This is a genomic window from Methylobacterium sp. NFXW15 (assembly GCF_049887755.1).
Classification (GTDB): Bacteria; Pseudomonadota; Alphaproteobacteria; order Rhizobiales; family Beijerinckiaceae; genus Methylobacterium.
This window is the reverse complement of the sequence record NZ_JAGEKG010000001.1, coordinates 820,780-836,483: the sequence shown is the minus strand read 5'-3', so window position 1 is coordinate 836,483 and position 15,704 is coordinate 820,780. Positions and strand designations below refer to the sequence as shown.

Below are 15,704 nucleotides of genomic sequence, written 5' to 3'. Positions count from 1 at the left end.
GTGTGCGCCGGGCTGCTGTCACCCGGCCCGGGCGAGGCCGAACCGGGTCTCGATTGTTGCGGTCAGCCGGTCGAGCATCATCGGCACGGGAATGTCCGAGGTGTCAACCTGCGCGGCGGCTCGGGCATAGAGCGGCTCGCGGCTCGCCAGCACGGCCCGCAATTCCTGCATCGCCGAAGCGTGATCCCCGGTGGTCGGCAGGTGCCCCTGTTCGCGCACGCGGTTCATGTGCTCTTCCGGCCGGGCACGCAGCCAGACCGTGTAGAAGGCCTGAAGCAGCAGATCGTAGGTCAGCGGCTCGGCAACGATACCGCCGCTCGTCGCGAGGATGAGCGGGCCAGGCTGCTCGGTGAGCCGCCGCAGGGCTGCCTGCTCCAGGCGGCGGTAGCCCTCCTGGCCGTAGATCGCGAAGATCTCCTGCACCGAGAGGGCGTTCTCACGCTCGATCTCGGCGTTGAGCTCCACGAAGGTCCAGCCCAGACGCTCGGCCGCGAGCTTGCCGAGGGTCGACTTGCCCGCGCCACGCAGGCCGATGAGCGCCACCCGCGCCCCGTTCGAGGCTTCGTTGCGGTTGCCGCCGGACAGGATGTCCTTGGCCGCCGCGATCTGGCCGGGATCCGCCTTGGTGAGAAGATCCCGGATCACGGGCCAATCGGGGACGCTGTCGTCTCCGGTGATGAGGTCGTCGAGCCGCACGCCCATGGCGTTGGCCACCCGCCGCAGCAGGATGATCGAGACGTTGCCCTGCCCGCCTTCCAATTGCGCGATGTAGCGCTCGGATAGTCCCGAGAGCTGCGAGAGCACCTTGCGGGACAGGCCACGCACGGTACGCGCATGGCGCACCCGGCGGCCGAGATCCGCGAGGAAGTGGTTCTCCTGGTCGATCACGCCGGCCATGGCGCCGTTCGCTTTCCTGCCATTGGGGGACGCCGGTCCGCCCGGACGCGTACGGCAGCCAAGCGTTCCGACAGGGATCGGAAGGCGCGACGCGACGCGTTCGTGCCAGCTTACCCGACCCCGGATGAATTCGATGTTACCGCATCCGCCTCTCACGGGCGCACAGGCACCTCATGGGGGCCTCGACTACGGTGTCGTGCTTATGTGTTGCGGAACGACCCGGTGGTCAAGCCTCGAGAAGGCCGAAGGGCAATACCTTTTGCGCATTGCACAATTCTATTGCGGCGGAAGTGCCACGGCCTCCTGCACCGTCGCCGTCACGGGGGCTGGACGCGCCGGTGATGAGAAGGCCAGGAGCTTCGGCGCCGGGCGTCGGGGCGGCAGCGGCACGGCGACCGCGTCGACCTGCGCGGCAGCGGCAATCTCGGCCGTGGCAGGGGGCGGCGACAGGCGAAGCTCGGTCAGGGCGGCGGGCGTCGTTCCGGCCGAGGGGGCCGAGGCCACCTGCACCGCGTCGCCGAAGCCGGTCGGCCGCCGGGGCGGCAAGGGTACCTCGACCGCCGCGACGGCGACCTGTGCGGCGGGAGCGCCGGAGGACGGAGCATCGGTGGTCAGGCTCGCGAACTGCACCTGCGCGCCACCGGCGAGGGCGGCGGGCCGCCGGGGCGGCAGCGGTACCTCGACCGCCTCGACCTGCACCGGCTCGGCAGCGGCATAGGCCATGGCGACGGGCACGGGAGCCGGGGGCGTGCGGCCGGTGAACAGGCTCGCCAGAGCGCTGGCGGAGGCCGCCACGGGTGCGACGGTCGAGGCGACAACCGTCGGAATGCCCTGGCGCTTGGCCGCGTAATAATAGCCGCGGTTGTAGTATTGGTAGGCTTGGTGAAGGTTGCCCTGCGCGGTGCGATAGGCCCCCGCCAGATAAGCGACGCCGTAGCGCAGGTTGGTCTCGGGATCGTAGAGGCCCGCCGCGTCGCCCGTATAGCCAAGGGACCGGGCCGTGGCGTGCTTGATCTGCATGAGGCCGAGGGCGCTGCCGCCCTTCGCCTTCGGGTTGTAATTGCTCTCGCGCTTGACGACGGCGTGCACGAAGCTCGCCGGCACTCCATTGGCCTTTGCCTGCTGCTCGATCAGCACATCGATGTTGTCGCGCGCCGTCTGTGCGAAGGCGGATGCTGGCGCGACCGCGATGGCGGCAGCAAGGAAGAGGCGGTGCATTCCGAGACCCGGGTGCTGCTTATTCTATGGTTAAGCTGGGTCACCGGAAAATGAGGCCGGAAAACGGCCTTGAGCCGGCGGAGTGACGGCGGAATGGGGGTCCCAGGGCGCCTTCACCGCCACATCGCGCTCTCGCTGCAGCCTGTGTTCGCATGGCCACAGAGTGCTTCAACCTCCTGTGGAAGACGGGGAACCACGCCTCATCCTCGCCGTTGGATAGAACAATTCAGGAACGGAGGGCCCGATGGCCAAGCAGAACGCGACCGAGGCGGAGAACCCCAAGATCGATCCGAAGGACAGTTCGAACCAGATCAAGGATCCGGACCAGTGGACGACCGGCGGCGAGCCGATGACCGGCGCGCAGGCCTCCTATCTCAAGACCTTGTCCGAGGAGGCCAAGGAACCCGACGCGTTTGACGATGACCTCGACAAGGCCGAAGCCTCGAAACGGATCGATGCGTTGCGACATAAGGCGGGCCACGCCTAAATCACGTTAAGTCCGCAGCAATCCCGGTGGGTTATGCCATGGGACCACCACCGTCCGTGAGACGGGGCGGCCCACCGGTTTCGGGACGATGTGCGAGCCGACAGAAAACCCAACCAGAGGTTTCCTCACCGGCCGCCATCCCGGGCTGCTCGGCCTCGCGCGCTTCCTCGGTGATACGCGTGGCGCCACCGCCATCGAATACGCCATGATCGGCGGCCTGATCTTCGCGGTGATCGCTGGGACCCTCAAGCTCTACGGCGCCAAACTCGATGGCGTCTACGACCGGATCGGCACGACGATCGCGCAGGTCAACTGAGGCCGACTTCACTGGAACAGTGGGGGTAGCGAGGATTATCGCGCTTTCTCCGGCGTGCGGTAGCCAGTGTGGCGGGCCTGCTACGGACTCGCGCCAGCCCATGGGTTAGGCACGATATCCGCGGACCCGAATGCTGCGGACCCATGGATACCCGCTGGATGCGCATCTTTCCGATCATCCTGCTCGCCACGGTGGCGATGTCGGGCTGCACGCTCCTGCCTGCGGCGGGACCGACGGCCCAGGCGATCCAGTCGGGAGCCGAGGTGGCGGGAACCGGCGGCGGCCTGCTCGCCCGCTACGAGATCATCGACGTCACCCCCGCCGTCATCGAGGCCCTGCGCGGGCGCCCCCTCGACAGCCTGCTCGCCTCCTTCGGCGATCACCGCCCCTCCGCCGAGCCGCTGATCGGCGTCGGCGACATGGTCGCCGTCTCGGTCTGGGAGGCCGGGTCCGGCGGCCTGTTCTCCGGCCCGCTCGTGGCCGACCGTTTCTCGGCGGGCTCCAAATCCGCGCTCATCCCCGAGCAGCCGGTGGGCCGCGACGGCGCGATCTCCGTTCCCTATGCCGGTCGCATCCAGGTCGCCGGGCGCAGGCCTCAGGACGTGCAGGCGCTGATCGAGAACGAACTGGCGGGCAAGGCCATCCAGCCGCAGGTGCTCGTCTCGGTCACCAAGCCGATCTCGCAAACCGTCACGGTGACCGGCGAAGCCGTGGCGGGCGCCCGCCTGCCGCTGTCGGGCCATGGCGACCGCCTGCTCGATGTGATCGCGAGCGCGGGCGGCGTGCGCTCGCCGGTGTCCGAGACCTTCGTGCGGCTATCGCGCGGGCAGGTGACGGCCACGGTGCCGCTGACGACGGTGGTGTCGAACCCGAAGGAGAACATCTTCCTCCGGCCAAGCGACGTGCTGACGCTGGTGCGCGACCCGCAGACCTTCCTGGCGGTGGGCGCGCTCGGCAATGCGACGGAACTGCCGTTCCAGGCGGACGGCATCACCCTGGCGCAGGCGCTGGCCAAGGCGCGCGGCCTGTCGGACTTCCAGGCCGATCCGGCGGGCACCTTCATCTTCCGGTTCGAGCCGGCGCCCATCGTGCGCCGCCTCGCCCCGGGCTCGAAGCTGACGGGCACGCCGCTGGTGCCGGTGGTGTACCGGATCGACATGCGCGACCCGAACAGCCTGTTCACGGCGCAGGCGTTCCGGATGCGCAACCGCGATCTGCTCTACGTGTCGAACGCGCCGTTCACCGAGGTCCAGAAGGTGCTGGGCGTGTTCTCCACCCTCACGGGCCCTGTCGCCTCGGCGGCAGCCGTGTACAGCACCGCACGGTAGCCTCGAGAGACGGAACACAGGGATACGCCGCTGCCGGATACGGAAAAAAAATCGCGTTCTGGCATGACCTCGCGTATGGGCTGCGGCTCGTGGGTCTCAAGGCCCCGCCCGCAGCCTGCGAAGAGGGTGCTGAGCAGAGCCCGATGAAAGCCGGACGTGTCGTCCCCGCCCGCGGGCTCCTCGCCACCGCGTTGATCGTCTCGGGCCTGTGCCTCGCCCAGCCCGCCCTGGCCGATGTGACGGTCGGCGTGGCCGTGCCGCGATCCGGCCCCTACGTCGCCGTGGGTGAGCAGGTTTTGCGCGGCGTGGAGGCGGCGGCCCGCGAGGCCAACGCCATGGGCGGGCTCGACGGCCAGCCGGTCGTGCTCGACGTGCAGGACGACGTCTGCGATTCGAATTCGGCCACGGCGGTCGCCAACCACTTCATCCGCTCGAACGTGCGCCTCGTGGTCGGGCATGTCTGCTCGAACGCATCGATCGCCGCATCCGATCTCTACGCCGCCAACGGCATCGTCATGATCACGGCGGCCTCCGTGGCGGCCAAGCTGACCGACCGGGGCTTGCCCACGATCTTCCGCGTGTGCGGGCGCGACGACGATCAGGCCCGGCTCTCGGCGGCCGTGCTGGCCGAGCGTTTCCGCGATCGCAAGATCGCCTTGCTGCAGGATCAGTCCGCCCCCTCGCGGATGCTCGCCGCCGCGACGAAGGACAACCTCAACCGGATCGGCGTGAACGAGGCCCTGTTCCTGTCCTTCCAGCCCGCCGAGAAGGACGACGAGGCCTTGGCCGATCGGCTCAAGGCCGCCGGAATCGAGGTGGTCTATTATGGCGGCGACGCCACCGAGATGGGGCGACTCGTGAAGATCGCCTCCGACCGGGGCTATCGCCCCCAATGGTTCGGCACGTCTTCCATCGCCACGCCCGACTTCGCCAAGACCGCCGGTCCGGCCAGCAACGGCGTTCTGATGACCTTCTATCTCGATCCGAGCCGCCAGCCTGCTGCGGCGGGCGTGGTGAAGACGTTCAAGGCGCAGGGCATCGACCCGACGGGTTCGACCATCTACGGCTATGCCGCGATGCAAGCCCTGGTGGCGGCGGGCAATTTCGCCCATTCCACCGAGCCGCGCCCGATCACCCAGGCGCTGCACAACGAGCGGTTCGACCTCGTCCTCGGCACGGTGGGCTTCGACTCTAAGGGCGACGTCACCGCCCAGGGCTACGTTCTCTACGTCTGGAAGGACGGCAACTTCACCCCTGCCGGAAAATAGGAACCCCAAAGGGCGAGCCCTTTGGCGGGTACAGGGCAGCGCCCTGCCCTCACGCGAGCGCCGCCTCGACTTCCTCGCCCCGTCCCAGCCCCCGCAACAGGTCGGCCAAGTGCGGTCGCACCCGCAATTGCAGGGCGTGCAACCGTCGGACCGCCTCGCTGAGGTCTCCGCCCCGGCCCAAAGCTGCGTCGGCGAAGGCGATCATCCGCGCGTTCGGCCAAGCGGGCTCGCGCAGGGCATGTAGGCGCTCGACCAGGGCCGTCGCGTCCGTCCCCGTCTCCCCTTGGGCGAACAGCATGAGCAGCGCGGCCGTCGAGCGCGACAGCCCGTAATGGCAATGCACCAGCACATGGGAGGCGTCTTCGAGGTCCCGACCGAAGGCGAGGATCGCGTCCACGTCACTCCGCTCCGGCGGGATCAGGACCGTGCCGTGCTTGTCCGTGCCGGGGCCGAGGCAATCGTGGAAGAACAGGGTCGTACGCCGATGTACGCCATAGCCCTCGAAGGCCATTGGCTCCGGTGTTCCCGGATCGAGGAGCGAGAGCACATGGCTCACCCCGGCTTCGCCATGGCCGGACAGTTCCTCCAGGCCGCAGACGGTGTGGAGGGTGAGGGCGGGGTCGGGTGAAGGCATGGATATCCTTGATGGGTCGCGTGGGCGGTATCGGCTCGCTTCATCCAAAACGCCATCGCAAATGAAACCGGCGGATCCGACTGCAAAGATCGCCCCGGCGCTGAACCGTCCGGGCCGGTGATCCGTTTCGGCACGGGTGTCGGCCATGCTACCGACCCCGGCCGATTCCCTGCGGCACGGACGACCAGCCCGGACGAGATGCCTTCGGACGATACACACGCCCCACTCCGCCCCGCCTCCCCGGCCCGGCGGAACCTCCTCTCGGCCGGGCTCGGCGCGGCTCTGGCCGCCCCGCTCGCGGCGCCCGCCCTGGCCCAGGCGGCGCCCGAGCTGCGCTGGCGCCTGTCCTCGGCCTACGCCAAGAATCTCGACATCCTGTTCGGCGCGCCCGAATCCCTCGGCCGGATCGTCGCGGAGGCGACTGACGGACGCTTCCAGATCCAGGTGCAGGGGCCGGGCGAGCCGGTGCCCGCCGAGGGGCTGCTCGATGCGGTCGCGGCGGGCACGGTGGAGATGGGGCATGGCCCGGCCTCCTTGGCCGCGACGAAGGACCCGACCTTCAGCCTCGCCACCGCCATCCCCTTCGGGCTCAACGCCCGTGGGCAGGCGGCGTGGTGGCATGCGGGCGGCGCGGCCGAACTCTTCACCGAGGTCTTCGCCAAGGCGGGCCTCGTCTGCCTGCCGGGCGGCAATACCGGCGCTCAGATGGGCGGCTGGTTCCGCAAGGAGATCAAGACCCTCGCCGACCTCCAGGGCCTGAAGCTTCGGATCGGCGGGCTGGGCGGGCAGGTGCTGACGAAGTTCGGCGTGCAGCCGCAGGCGGTGCCCGGGCCGGATCTCTACGCTGCCCTGGAATCGAAGAAGCTCGATGCGGCCGAATGGATCGGCCCCTACGACGACGAGCGCTTGGGCCTCCAGAAGGTCGCCCCGATCTACCACTATCCCGGCTTCTGGGAGGGCGGCGCGATGCTCCATGTCTGGATCAACGCCGAGAAGTGGAAGAGCCTGCCCAAGACCTATCAGGCGATCCTGCGGGCGGCCTGCGCCCAGGTGAGCACCGAGGTTCAGGCCAAGTACGATGCCCGCAACCCGCGCGCCCTGCGCCGTCTCGTGGCGGGCGGCGCGCAGCTGCGCCCCTTCCCGCAGGAGGTGATGGAGGCCGCGCTCAAGAACGCCAACGAGGTCTATGCCGAGATGGCGTCCAAGAACCCGGATTTCCGCCGGGTTTACGAAGCGCTGCGGATGTTTCGCAATGAGGAGTATCTCTGGTTCCAGGTGGCGGAATACACCTACGACAACTTCATGATCCGCGCCCGCGCCCGCGGCTGACCCGTCATCGACCGGTCACGCGGGCCGGGTAGGCCCCGGACCAAACGGGAAAGGCCGAATGAGACACGTCACTGCCCTCTCGCTCACCGCCCTGTGCCTTGCCATACCGGTTCCGGCGTCGGCGCAGAGCGCCGCCAACCTCAGCGCGTTGCGCGGGCTCGTGCCGGTGGCGCGGCTGCTGGCGAGCCCCGAGGGCAAGGCCGCGCTCGACGCCAACCTGACGGTGACGGGTGACATCCAGAGCGGCGCCTCCGGCCAGCCGGCGCTGCTGCCGCTCACCGAGCGGCGCCAGCTCGCCCTGAAGGATTGCTTCATCACCGACGGCAATGCGACGCAGCTCGCCGACGGCCTCGGCACGCGCATCGGCGACGCCTATCAGGCCAAGGCGCGCTATGCCGACTACAAGACCTTCACCAGCGTCTCTCCGGCCGTGGCCAAGCTGATCGGCTACACGAACAACGTGACGAAGTCCGATTCCGGCGCGGGCAAGTACTTCTTCGCCAACGCCACATCGCATGGGAAGAAGCCCGTCTCGGAGGAGGCTGCCGCGATCCTCGGAAACGGCGCGGTGACGGATGCGTTCGGCCGGGCCTATGGCCGCCTCGCGGGCACACCGGGCTCGGACGCCTATGGCAATCCCCGCCCGTTCCAGACCCTGTCGGTCCTCACCGCCTATCGGGGCGAGGATTACTTCGGGAAACCCTCGCACAGCCTCGACTGGCTGCGCGGCCCGAGCCAGGACCTCACCGACAGCCCGTCCTATCCGAGCGGCCACACCACCTACGGCTACACGGAGTCGATGATCCTCGCGATCCTCGTCCCCAGCCGCTACCGGCAGATGGTGGTTCGCGCCGCCGAGTACGGCAACAGCCGCATCGTCGTCGGCGCGCACTACGCCATGGACGTGATCGGCGGCCGGGCGACCTCGCTGCACGCCCTCGCGCATCTGCTCGCCAACGATCCGACCTATGTCGGGCAGATCCGCACCAACCCGGCGGTGATCGACCCGGCGAGCGCCGACACGGCCAAGACGGTGACGCTCACCGACTATCCGGCCGTGGTGAAGGCCGCCCGCGCCGAGATCGATGCCTTCGTCACCGAGACCTGTGGTGCCGACATCGCCTCCTGCGCCGCGCAGGACCAGAGCCGTTTCAAGGATGAGGCGACCAACGCCGCCTTCTACGCCTCGACCCTGACCTACGGCCTGCCGGTGGTGCATCCGGCGCAGGCCGCCAAGCCCCTCGACATCGCGGCCGTGGCCCCCGAGGCTGGGCATCTGCTGACCGCCGCCTTCCCCGAAGTGACCCTCGCCGAGGCGAACCGCATCCTCACGGACACCCAGGGTCCCGGCGGCGGCTTCCTCGACGATGGCTCGGAATTCGGCGCCTATTCGCGCATCAATCTCTACGAGGCGGCGGGCAAGGCGTCGGCTCTGGCCGAGAGCCGCCGGAAGGACTCATCGCCTACACGTTGACGCCCAGAAAAAAGGCCACCCCCAAGGGAGCGGCCCGAAGTCTAGGGAGGAAACGCCCAAGGAGGGCAGCGGGAGAGCGACGCCATCGCGCTCCCGCAATGCAAAACTGAGTGCAGGAGCGGCGGAAGACAAGTCCTCGAGAGGCAAGTTTCGAGCTCGTGGGGGAATGTGACGGGAATTCCAGGATCGCCGTGCCGAAAATGTCGCACTGCAATCGCGGATTGCGAATGCTGGATGCCCTTCCGACAAGATCTGTCGAACAGGCGTGGCGCAGTGCCAAGTCTACCCGGTACAGGCGGGGATAGTCCGGCAGCGCCCCTACCGCGGCGATTTGCTCCGTTATGATGAGGGAACTGTTTGCCCACCCGGCTCCCTTTCGTTCGCTTCCGCCCTAGCTCGGCCGGGTGTGGAAGGCAGCGGGGGCGGCGTGGCGATACAGGGCGAGCGGGTCCGGGTGCTCAACGACGTGGAGCCGCATGAAGGTGGGCGATACGTCCTGTACCTGATGCAGCAGGCCAACCGCGCCCGGTTCAACCCCGCGCTGGAACTCGCCATCGAGGAGGCGAATCACCTGAAACTGCCCGTCGTGGCCTGTTTCGGGCTGCTCGACGGCAAGAGCGGCTTCCCCGAAGCCAATGCCCGTCACTACGCCTTCCTGCTTCAGGGCCTCGCGGAGGCCAAGTCAGGATTGGAGAAGCGCGGCATTGGCTTCGTGATGCGCAAGGCCTCCCCGGCCAAGGTCGCCATCGACCTGTCGGACGAGGCAGCGCTCGTGGTGCTCGACCGGGGTTACCTCGCGATCCAGAAGGGGTGGTACGCCGAGATCACCCGTCACGTTCGCCGCCGCATCGTGCAGGTCGAGGGCGACGTCGTGGTGCCGGTCGAGACCGCGTCGAACAAGCACGAATTCGCCGCGCGCACGCTCCGCCCAAAGCTCCACCGGCTGTGGGATCCGTTCATCGAGGAGGTGAAGGCCCGCACCGTGCAGCACAAGGCCGGGGGCCTGAAGCTGAAGAGCGAGATCGACGTCTCGGATCCCGAGGCGGTGCTGGCGGATATGAGCCTCGACCGGGAGGTCGGGCCGGTCAAACGCTTCGTGGGCGGCGAGGGCGAGGCGCGCAAGCGCCTGCGGTTCTTCCTCAAGAACGGGTTCGAGGGCTACGGCGCCGGGCGCAACAAGCCCGAGGCGTCGGCGGCCTCGCATATGAGCCCCTACCTGCATTTCGGGCAGATCTCCCCCGTGGAGATCGCGCTGGCGATCCGGGAGAACGAGGCGGGCGATGCCGACGACCGGGGCGCCTACCTGGAGGAAGTGATCGTCCGGCGCGAACTCGCCATGAACCACGTGTTCTACACGAAGGGCTACGACGACTACGACAAGGCCGTGCCCGATTGGGCACGCAAGACGCTGGCCGACCATGCCGATGACGAACGCCCGCACGCCTATTCGGAGGCGGACCTGGCGGCGGGCAAGACCCACGACCTGTACTGGAACGCGGCCATGCGCGAGATGCGCGAGACCGGCTACATGCACAATCAGTTGCGGATGTACTGGGGCAAGAAGATCCTCGAATGGTCTCCCTCCCCGAAGGAGGGCTTCGCGCGCACCCTGCGGCTCAACAACCGCTACTTCCTCGACGGGCGTGACGCGAATTCCTTCACCAACGTCGCCTGGGTCTACGGCCTGCACGACCGCCCCTGGCAGAAGCGCAAGGTGTTCGGCACCGTGCGCTACCAGAGCGAGAACTCGCTGAAGAAGTTCGATGCCAAGGCCTATGTGAAGGCCGTCGAGAAGCTCTGCGCGGCGGAAGGCTAGAAACTCTCGCCCTCACGCCCGCACCCGGCTAAGCCTGATGTCGGAACGGGACCGAAGGACGGCGATGTCGGGGCAGAACGGGTTGCAGACGGACGAGCCGCGCAGGGTACGCTCCCGCACCGGTCGGTCCATCGCCCGGCTGCGCTCGGCCTCCATGGACGCCTATCCCCTCTGGCGTTCGCGGATGCTGTTCCTCGTGGGGGGTATCTGCGTCGGCCTCGCGGCGGTGGTCATGGCCAAGGGGGCCGACCTCGCGCAGGAGGGTTTCAAGGCGCTCACCGCCCCTTCCCCGTTCATCGCCCTCGTCCTGACGCCCGCGGGCTTCGCGCTCGCGGCGCTCCTCGCTCGGACGGTGTTTCCGAACTCGCAAGGCTCGGGCATCCCGCAGGTCATCGCCGCGCGGCACGCCCGCGACGATCGCTTCCGGCAGGGGCTCATTTCCCTCCGGGTTGGGTTCGGCAAGGTGGTGGTGCTGTTCCTCGGCCTGCTCTGCGGCGCCTCGGCGGGGCGGGAGGGGCCGACCGTGCAGGTCGGTGCGGTGATCATGGCCGCCTTCGGCCGCCTGACGCCGGACCGGCTGCCCGGCCTGCTCCTCGCGGGCGGAGCCGCGGGCGTGGCGGCGGCCTTCAACACACCGCTCGCCGGCATCGTGTTCGGCATCGAGGAGCTCGGGCGGGCCTACGAAGCCCGCTCCTCCGGGCTGATCGTGGCCGGGATCGTGGCGGCGGGCCTGACCTCCGTCTGGCTCATGGGCAATTACACCTATTTCGGGACGACGCCCGCCGCGATGCCCCTGTCGGCGGGGTGGATCGTGCCGGTCATCGCCGTGGTCGGTGGTCTGGCGGGCGGCGTGTTCAGCCGCCTCGTGATCCTGTTCGCCCGTGGCCTGCCGGGGCGGGTGGGACGGCTGATCGCCGCCCGGCCGATTTCGTTCGCGGCGGCCTGCGGGCTCGCGGTGGCTCTGTGCGGCCTCGCCACCCACGGGGCGGCCCATGGCACCGGCTACGAGGAGGCCCGCGCCATTCTCCACGGCGACGCTCCTGCGAGTTTCGCCTACGCGCCGCTGAAGTTTCTCGCCACGGTGCTGAGTTCGGTGAGCGGCATTCCCGGCGGGCTGTTCGCCCCCTCCCTCGCCGTCGGCGCGGGGCTTGGCGGCATGATGCATGCGCTGGTGCCGGACGTGCCGGTGGGCGCCATCGTCCTCGTCGGCATGGTGGCCTACCTGACGGGCGTACTTCAGGCGCCGATCACCAGCTTCGTCATCGTCACCGAGATGACCCAGAACCACGCCCTGATGATCCCGCTGATGGTGGCGGCGCTGATCGCGGACGCGGCCTCCAAGGCGGTCTGCCGCTCGGGCCTCTACCACACCCTCGCGGAGATCATGTTGGAACGCGCCGACGTGGCGGCCACGCCCGTCGCGCGCACCGCCTGAGAAGAAAAGCTCCACTGGAGGCTTCGGGACGGAACGGTCGCGCTTGCCGCCGGTTGTGACGGCGATCGTACGTCGCCTGGCCACCGCGCCGGGCCAGCGGAGGATGGCTGATGACGCTTCTGAAATGGGCCCTGATCTGCTTCGTGATCTCGCTGATCGCGGGCGGCCTCGGTTTCACCGGTATCGCGGCGGGCGCGGGTTCGCTGGCACGCATCCTGTTCGGCCTGTTCCTGATCGTCGCGATCGTCATCGTCGTGATCGCCCTCGCCGTCGGGCAGGTGGTGTTCTGACGCTCATGCGCGGGCGGGTCTGCCTCGTCACCGGGGCGACGGGCGGGATCGGCTACGAGACCGCCCTCGGCCTTGCGCGCCTTGGCGCCCGGGTCGGGCTCGTCGGGCGCGATGCGGACAAGCTGGCCCGCAGCGCGGAGCAGATCCGCGCGGCGGCGCCCGAGGCGCGGATCGACACCTACCGCGCCGACCTGTCGTCCCAGGCCGAGATCCGCCGTCTGGCGGCGGAGGTCCGCGCGGCCTGCCCGCATCTGCATGTCCTCGTGAACAATGCGGGCGCCATCTTCGACCGGCGCGAGACCACCGTCGACGGGATCGAGCGCACCTGGGCGCTGGATCATCTCGGCTATGTCCTCCTGACCCTCGAACTCCTCGATACGATGGCGGTAACGGCCGGATCCGGCGGCAAGCCCCGGATCGTCAACGTCGCCTCGGCGGCCCATTACCGGGGCCACATCGATTTCGCGGACCTTGGCGGTGTGAAATCCTTCGGCCCGATGCGGGCCTATTCCCAGGCCAAGCTCGGCAACGTGCTCTTCACCTATGCCCTGGCGCGGCGGGTGGCCGGGCGGGGCATCACCGTGAACTGCCTGCATCCCGGCGTGGTGCAGACGGGCTTCGCCACGAACACCGGCGGCCTGTTCGGCACGGCATGGAGCCTCATCCGCCCCTTCCTCATCAGCCCGGAGAAGGGCGCGCGCACCTCGCTCCATGTCGCGACCGCACCCGAACTCGACGGGGTGACCGGCCGCTACTTCTCCCACGGCAAGCCGAAGACCTCGTCCTCGGAGAGCCGCGACGAGGCGGTGCAAGAACGCCTCTGGCGCGTGAGCCTCGATCAGGTCGGCCGGGACGCCTGAAGCGATTCGGCGTCCGCTTCGCGACGACGGCAAGGTCCGCCGAGCGGGCGCAACGGGAAGGCGCCTCAGGCCGCGACCTTTCGCGCCCCGTCTCCCTTGGACTGGATCTCGATGAACACCCGCTTCACGTCCTGAGCACGGGCCTTGAGCGCCTTGTCGAGACGCGAGACCGTCTCTTCCACGGCGCCCGCGCTGAGGTCGTCGGCCATGTCGAGGCTGAGGTTCACCAGGATGTCGCGGGGACCGAGATGCTGCGTCAGCACCTCGTTCACATGCATCACCCCCGGCTCGTCGCGCACGATCTCCTCGATCGCCTTGACCAGATCCGGGTCGGCGGCCTCGCCGATGAGGAGGCCGTGGGTCTCCACCATCAGGAAGATCGCCATGCCGACGAGGACGAGGCCGATGCCGATGGAGGCTGCGCCGTCGAGGGCCGGCATCTCGAGCGCATGGGACAGCAAGACGCCCGCAAAGGCGATGACGAGCCCGATCAGGGCCGCCGTATCCTCTGCCAGAACCGTGAACAGGCTCGGATCCTTGCTGCGCCGGATGGCGTGGAGGGCTGTGTGTTGGCCCTTCTCGGCCCAGAATTCACGCATCGCGACGGAGAAGGAATAACCCTCCGCGCAGATGGCGAAGCCGAGGATGCCGAGATTCACCCACAGGCCGGGGATCGTGTAGCCGAACAGATGCGCATCCTTGTCCGGCTCCGGGTGCCAGACGCGTTCGTAGCCCTCGTAGATGGCGAAGAGACCGCCGCCGAGGAAGATCATCAGCGCGACGACGAAGGCGTAGAAGTAGATCTCGCGCCCATAGCCGAAGGGATGGCGCGCATCCGCCGGTTTCCCGGACCGCTTGATGCCGACGAGAAGGAGGATCTGGTTGAGCGTGTCCACCACCGAGTGGACGCCCTCGGCGATCATCGCCGTCGAACCGGTGAAGAAGCCGCCTACGAACTTCGCCGCCGCGATGGCGAGGTTCGCCCCGGCCGCAGCATAGATCGCCCCCGTACTCTCGTGTGCCACCGCGCCCGTCCTCCCGCGCTCGACCGGCGCGGCAGAAGAAGAAGCGTAGCCTGCTCCCGGTTCCCACCCGGTGGACGCGAGCCCCCGCGCCGTGCATCGTGCCCGCTCCTGTGGGGAGGCAGCATGGCGGACACGGCCTACGATCCGAACAACGTCTTCGGGAAGATCCTGCGGGGGGAGATGCCCGCGCACAAGGTCTATGAGGACGAGCACGTCCTCGCCTTCATGGATGTGATGCCTCAGGGCGAGGGCCACACCCTCGTCATCCCGAAGGCTCCGTCACGCGGGCTGCTCGATGCCGAGCCGGAGACGCTGGCCACGCTGATGCGCGGCGTCCAGACCGTCGCCCGTGCCGTGAAGGCGGCCTTCGCGGCCGACGGGCTCACGATCTTCCAGTTCAACGAGGCGGCGGGCGGGCAGACGGTGTTCCACCTGCACGTTCACGTCATTCCCCGGAAGGACGGCGTGCCGCTCAAGCGCCATGAGGGCGGCATGGCCGATCCGGCCGTGCTGGCCGCCCATGCCGAGCGCATCCGCGCGGCTCTGGCGGCCTGAACGTTCGCGCGGGAGTGCGGTGCGGTCCGTCAGACGGCGGACGCCTGCACCTTCATCATCTGCGCCAGGGTGGTGCGCAGTGCGGCGTTCTCGGCCTCCAACTCGCCGACCCGGCGCAGCAGCGCGGTCATGGTCAGGTCCGGGGCGGTCTCGGCGGCCTGCTCCGCCCCGTGGTCGAAGGTGACGCCGATGCCGTCCTCCCGGCGCCAGCGCAGCTGCGCCCGGTAGGTGCGTTCCTTCTGTGGAATATAGAGGTCGAACTTCTCCGGCAGCGTCGCGGTCTCGCTGAGCAACAGCCGCGCGCCCGTGGTCGACATGTCCCGCACCAGGCAGTCGATGCTCGATGAGCCGTTGTTGAAGTGAATGCGTCCCTTCAACAAAACCCGGAGGCGAGGTTGCCTACGCTGTTCCATGGACATGCGGCGAATTCCGATAAGCGTACCGGACTCTAAGATGCCCAAGGCGAGTTAAGGAATATTCGCCGCGATGCGCGACTCGCTTACGCGAGAAAGCGGCGATCGACCGTCTGGAACAGGTAGAAGCCGTTGAAGCGCACGGCAGTATCGGCGGCGCGTCCATCGAAATCGAGCGGCGGACGGCAGCCGTCCTCGAGCTTGCCGGTGAAGGTCCATCGTCCGGAGCCGATGAAGGCCGGGACCGTGCTCGATTCGGGCACGGCGCAGCACATGCCCTCGACCTCGCTCAGACGGAAGAGGTTGTAGTTCCGCATCGGAAAACCCTCCGCTTGGCCGCCTCCGGACGCCGCTCCTCG

General features: G+C 68.5%; 17 protein-coding genes. 11 read left to right on the top strand and 6 right to left on the bottom strand.

Annotated elements, in window-relative coordinates; translation table 11 throughout:
- Window positions 1-18: 18 nt before the first annotated feature.
- Together J4O73_RS04005 and J4O73_RS04000 are read right to left on the bottom strand one after the other, a co-directional pair.
- Complete coding sequence (locus tag J4O73_RS04005) at window positions 19-975, bottom strand: helix-turn-helix transcriptional regulator (RefSeq protein ID WP_426214920.1); 957 nt, start codon at window positions 973-975, stop codon at window positions 19-21.
- A 198-nt stretch (window positions 976-1,173) separates the two neighbouring features.
- Complete coding sequence (locus J4O73_RS04000) at window positions 1,174-2,115, bottom strand: lytic transglycosylase domain-containing protein (protein ID WP_426214760.1); 942 nt, start codon at window positions 2,113-2,115, stop codon at window positions 1,174-1,176.
- Window positions 2,116-2,359: 244 nt separating this feature from the next.
- Between J4O73_RS04000 and J4O73_RS03995 the strand changes: the two genes are divergently transcribed.
- The 4 genes from J4O73_RS03995 (at window position 2,360) to J4O73_RS03980 (ending at window position 5,514) form a co-directional block, all read left to right on the top strand.
- Complete coding sequence (locus J4O73_RS03995) at window positions 2,360-2,602, top strand: DUF3072 domain-containing protein (protein ID WP_426214759.1); 243 nt, start codon at window positions 2,360-2,362, stop codon at window positions 2,600-2,602.
- Window positions 2,603-2,690: 88 nt separating this feature from the next.
- The gene (locus J4O73_RS03990; RefSeq protein WP_426214757.1) at window positions 2,691-2,918 is read left to right on the top strand and encodes a Flp family type IVb pilin; all 228 of its coding nucleotides are present in this window, start codon (window positions 2,691-2,693) and stop codon (window positions 2,916-2,918) included.
- Window positions 2,919-3,076: 158 nt separating this feature from the next.
- Window positions 3,077-4,246, top strand: coding sequence for a polysaccharide biosynthesis/export family protein (locus tag J4O73_RS03985; protein ID WP_426214756.1), 1,170 nt, complete (start codon window positions 3,077-3,079; stop codon window positions 4,244-4,246).
- Between the two features lie 143 nt (window positions 4,247-4,389).
- The gene (locus J4O73_RS03980; RefSeq protein ID WP_426214754.1) at window positions 4,390-5,514 is read left to right on the top strand and encodes a branched-chain amino acid ABC transporter substrate-binding protein; all 1,125 of its coding nucleotides are present in this window, start codon (window positions 4,390-4,392) and stop codon (window positions 5,512-5,514) included.
- A gap of 49 nt (window positions 5,515-5,563) precedes the next feature.
- Here J4O73_RS03980 and J4O73_RS03975 read toward each other — a convergent pair whose 3' ends face one another.
- The gene (locus J4O73_RS03975) at window positions 5,564-6,148 is read right to left on the bottom strand and encodes a tyrosine phosphatase family protein (RefSeq protein WP_426214752.1); all 585 of its coding nucleotides are present in this window, start codon (window positions 6,146-6,148) and stop codon (window positions 5,564-5,566) included.
- 198 nt (window positions 6,149-6,346) lie between these two features.
- On the opposite strand from J4O73_RS03975, the gene J4O73_RS03970 reads away from it, so the two are divergent.
- From J4O73_RS03970 to J4O73_RS03945, 6 genes are all read left to right on the top strand, one after another.
- Window positions 6,347-7,477, top strand: a complete 1,131-nt coding sequence (locus tag J4O73_RS03970; protein ID WP_426214750.1) for a TRAP transporter substrate-binding protein — start codon at window positions 6,347-6,349, stop codon at window positions 7,475-7,477.
- Window positions 7,478-7,535: 58 nt separating this feature from the next.
- A complete protein-coding gene (locus J4O73_RS03965) occupies window positions 7,536-8,951 on the top strand; it encodes a phosphatase PAP2 family protein (protein ID WP_426214748.1) in 1,416 nt (471 codons plus the stop codon).
- Between the two features lie 427 nt (window positions 8,952-9,378).
- Window positions 9,379-10,767: a deoxyribodipyrimidine photo-lyase gene (locus J4O73_RS03960; protein WP_426214746.1), complete on the top strand. Its 1,389-nt coding sequence runs from the start codon at window positions 9,379-9,381 to the stop codon at window positions 10,765-10,767.
- A 154-nt stretch (window positions 10,768-10,921) separates the two neighbouring features.
- A complete protein-coding gene (locus tag J4O73_RS03955) occupies window positions 10,922-12,202 on the top strand; it encodes a chloride channel protein (RefSeq protein WP_426214918.1) in 1,281 nt (426 codons plus the stop codon).
- Between the two features lie 110 nt (window positions 12,203-12,312).
- Complete coding sequence (locus J4O73_RS03950) at window positions 12,313-12,492, top strand: DUF1328 domain-containing protein (RefSeq protein ID WP_378968067.1); 180 nt, start codon at window positions 12,313-12,315, stop codon at window positions 12,490-12,492.
- 5 nt (window positions 12,493-12,497) lie between these two features.
- Entirely contained in the window at window positions 12,498-13,352 is an 855-nt protein-coding gene (locus J4O73_RS03945; protein ID WP_426214743.1) for an SDR family oxidoreductase, read from the top strand.
- Between the two features lie 65 nt (window positions 13,353-13,417).
- Here the strand turns inward: J4O73_RS03945 and J4O73_RS03940 are convergent, their stop codons facing one another.
- Complete coding sequence (locus tag J4O73_RS03940; protein ID WP_426214741.1) at window positions 13,418-14,377, bottom strand: cation diffusion facilitator family transporter; 960 nt, start codon at window positions 14,375-14,377, stop codon at window positions 13,418-13,420.
- Window positions 14,378-14,500: 123 nt separating this feature from the next.
- On the opposite strand from J4O73_RS03940, the gene J4O73_RS03935 reads away from it, so the two are divergent.
- Entirely contained in the window at window positions 14,501-14,932 is a 432-nt protein-coding gene (locus J4O73_RS03935) for an HIT family protein (protein WP_426214739.1), read from the top strand.
- A 29-nt stretch (window positions 14,933-14,961) separates the two neighbouring features.
- Here the strand turns inward: J4O73_RS03935 and J4O73_RS03930 are convergent, their stop codons facing one another.
- Window positions 14,962-15,351, bottom strand: a complete 390-nt coding sequence (locus J4O73_RS03930; RefSeq protein WP_426214737.1) for a PilZ domain-containing protein — start codon at window positions 15,349-15,351, stop codon at window positions 14,962-14,964.
- An 80-nt stretch (window positions 15,352-15,431) separates the two neighbouring features.
- Entirely contained in the window at window positions 15,432-15,662 is a 231-nt protein-coding gene (locus J4O73_RS03925; RefSeq protein ID WP_426214735.1) for a hypothetical protein, read from the bottom strand.
- Between the last annotated feature and the right edge of the window lie 42 nt (window positions 15,663-15,704).

What these genes read in the sequence shown, in the direction of transcription:
- J4O73_RS03980 (WP_426214754.1), top strand. Translation starts at nt 4,390, where the DNA reads ATGAAAGCCGGACGTGTCGTCCCCGCCCGCGGGCTCCTCGCCACCGCG.
- J4O73_RS03990 (WP_426214757.1), top strand. Translation starts at nt 2,691, where the DNA reads ATGTGCGAGCCGACAGAAAACCCAACCAGAGGTTTCCTCACCGGCCGC.
- J4O73_RS03985 (WP_426214756.1), top strand. Translation starts at nt 3,077, where the DNA reads ATGCGCATCTTTCCGATCATCCTGCTCGCCACGGTGGCGATGTCGGGC.
- J4O73_RS03945 (WP_426214743.1), top strand. Translation starts at nt 12,498, where the DNA reads ATGCGCGGGCGGGTCTGCCTCGTCACCGGGGCGACGGGCGGGATCGGC.
- J4O73_RS03995 (WP_426214759.1), top strand. Translation starts at nt 2,360, where the DNA reads ATGGCCAAGCAGAACGCGACCGAGGCGGAGAACCCCAAGATCGATCCG.
- J4O73_RS03970 (WP_426214750.1), top strand. Translation starts at nt 6,347, where the DNA reads ATGCCTTCGGACGATACACACGCCCCACTCCGCCCCGCCTCCCCGGCC.
- J4O73_RS03935 (WP_426214739.1), top strand. Translation starts at nt 14,501, where the DNA reads ATGGCGGACACGGCCTACGATCCGAACAACGTCTTCGGGAAGATCCTG.
- J4O73_RS03950 (WP_378968067.1), top strand. Translation starts at nt 12,313, where the DNA reads ATGACGCTTCTGAAATGGGCCCTGATCTGCTTCGTGATCTCGCTGATC.
- J4O73_RS03930 (WP_426214737.1), bottom strand. Translation starts at nt 15,351, where the DNA reads ATGTCCATGGAACAGCGTAGGCAACCTCGCCTCCGGGTTTTGTTGAAG.
- J4O73_RS03965 (WP_426214748.1), top strand. Translation starts at nt 7,536, where the DNA reads ATGAGACACGTCACTGCCCTCTCGCTCACCGCCCTGTGCCTTGCCATA.
- J4O73_RS03975 (WP_426214752.1), bottom strand. Translation starts at nt 6,148, where the DNA reads ATGCCTTCACCCGACCCCGCCCTCACCCTCCACACCGTCTGCGGCCTG.
- J4O73_RS03925 (WP_426214735.1), bottom strand. Translation starts at nt 15,662, where the DNA reads ATGCGGAACTACAACCTCTTCCGTCTGAGCGAGGTCGAGGGCATGTGC.
- J4O73_RS03955 (WP_426214918.1), top strand. Translation starts at nt 10,922, where the DNA reads ATGGACGCCTATCCCCTCTGGCGTTCGCGGATGCTGTTCCTCGTGGGG.
- J4O73_RS04000 (WP_426214760.1), bottom strand. Translation starts at nt 2,115, where the DNA reads ATGCACCGCCTCTTCCTTGCTGCCGCCATCGCGGTCGCGCCAGCATCC.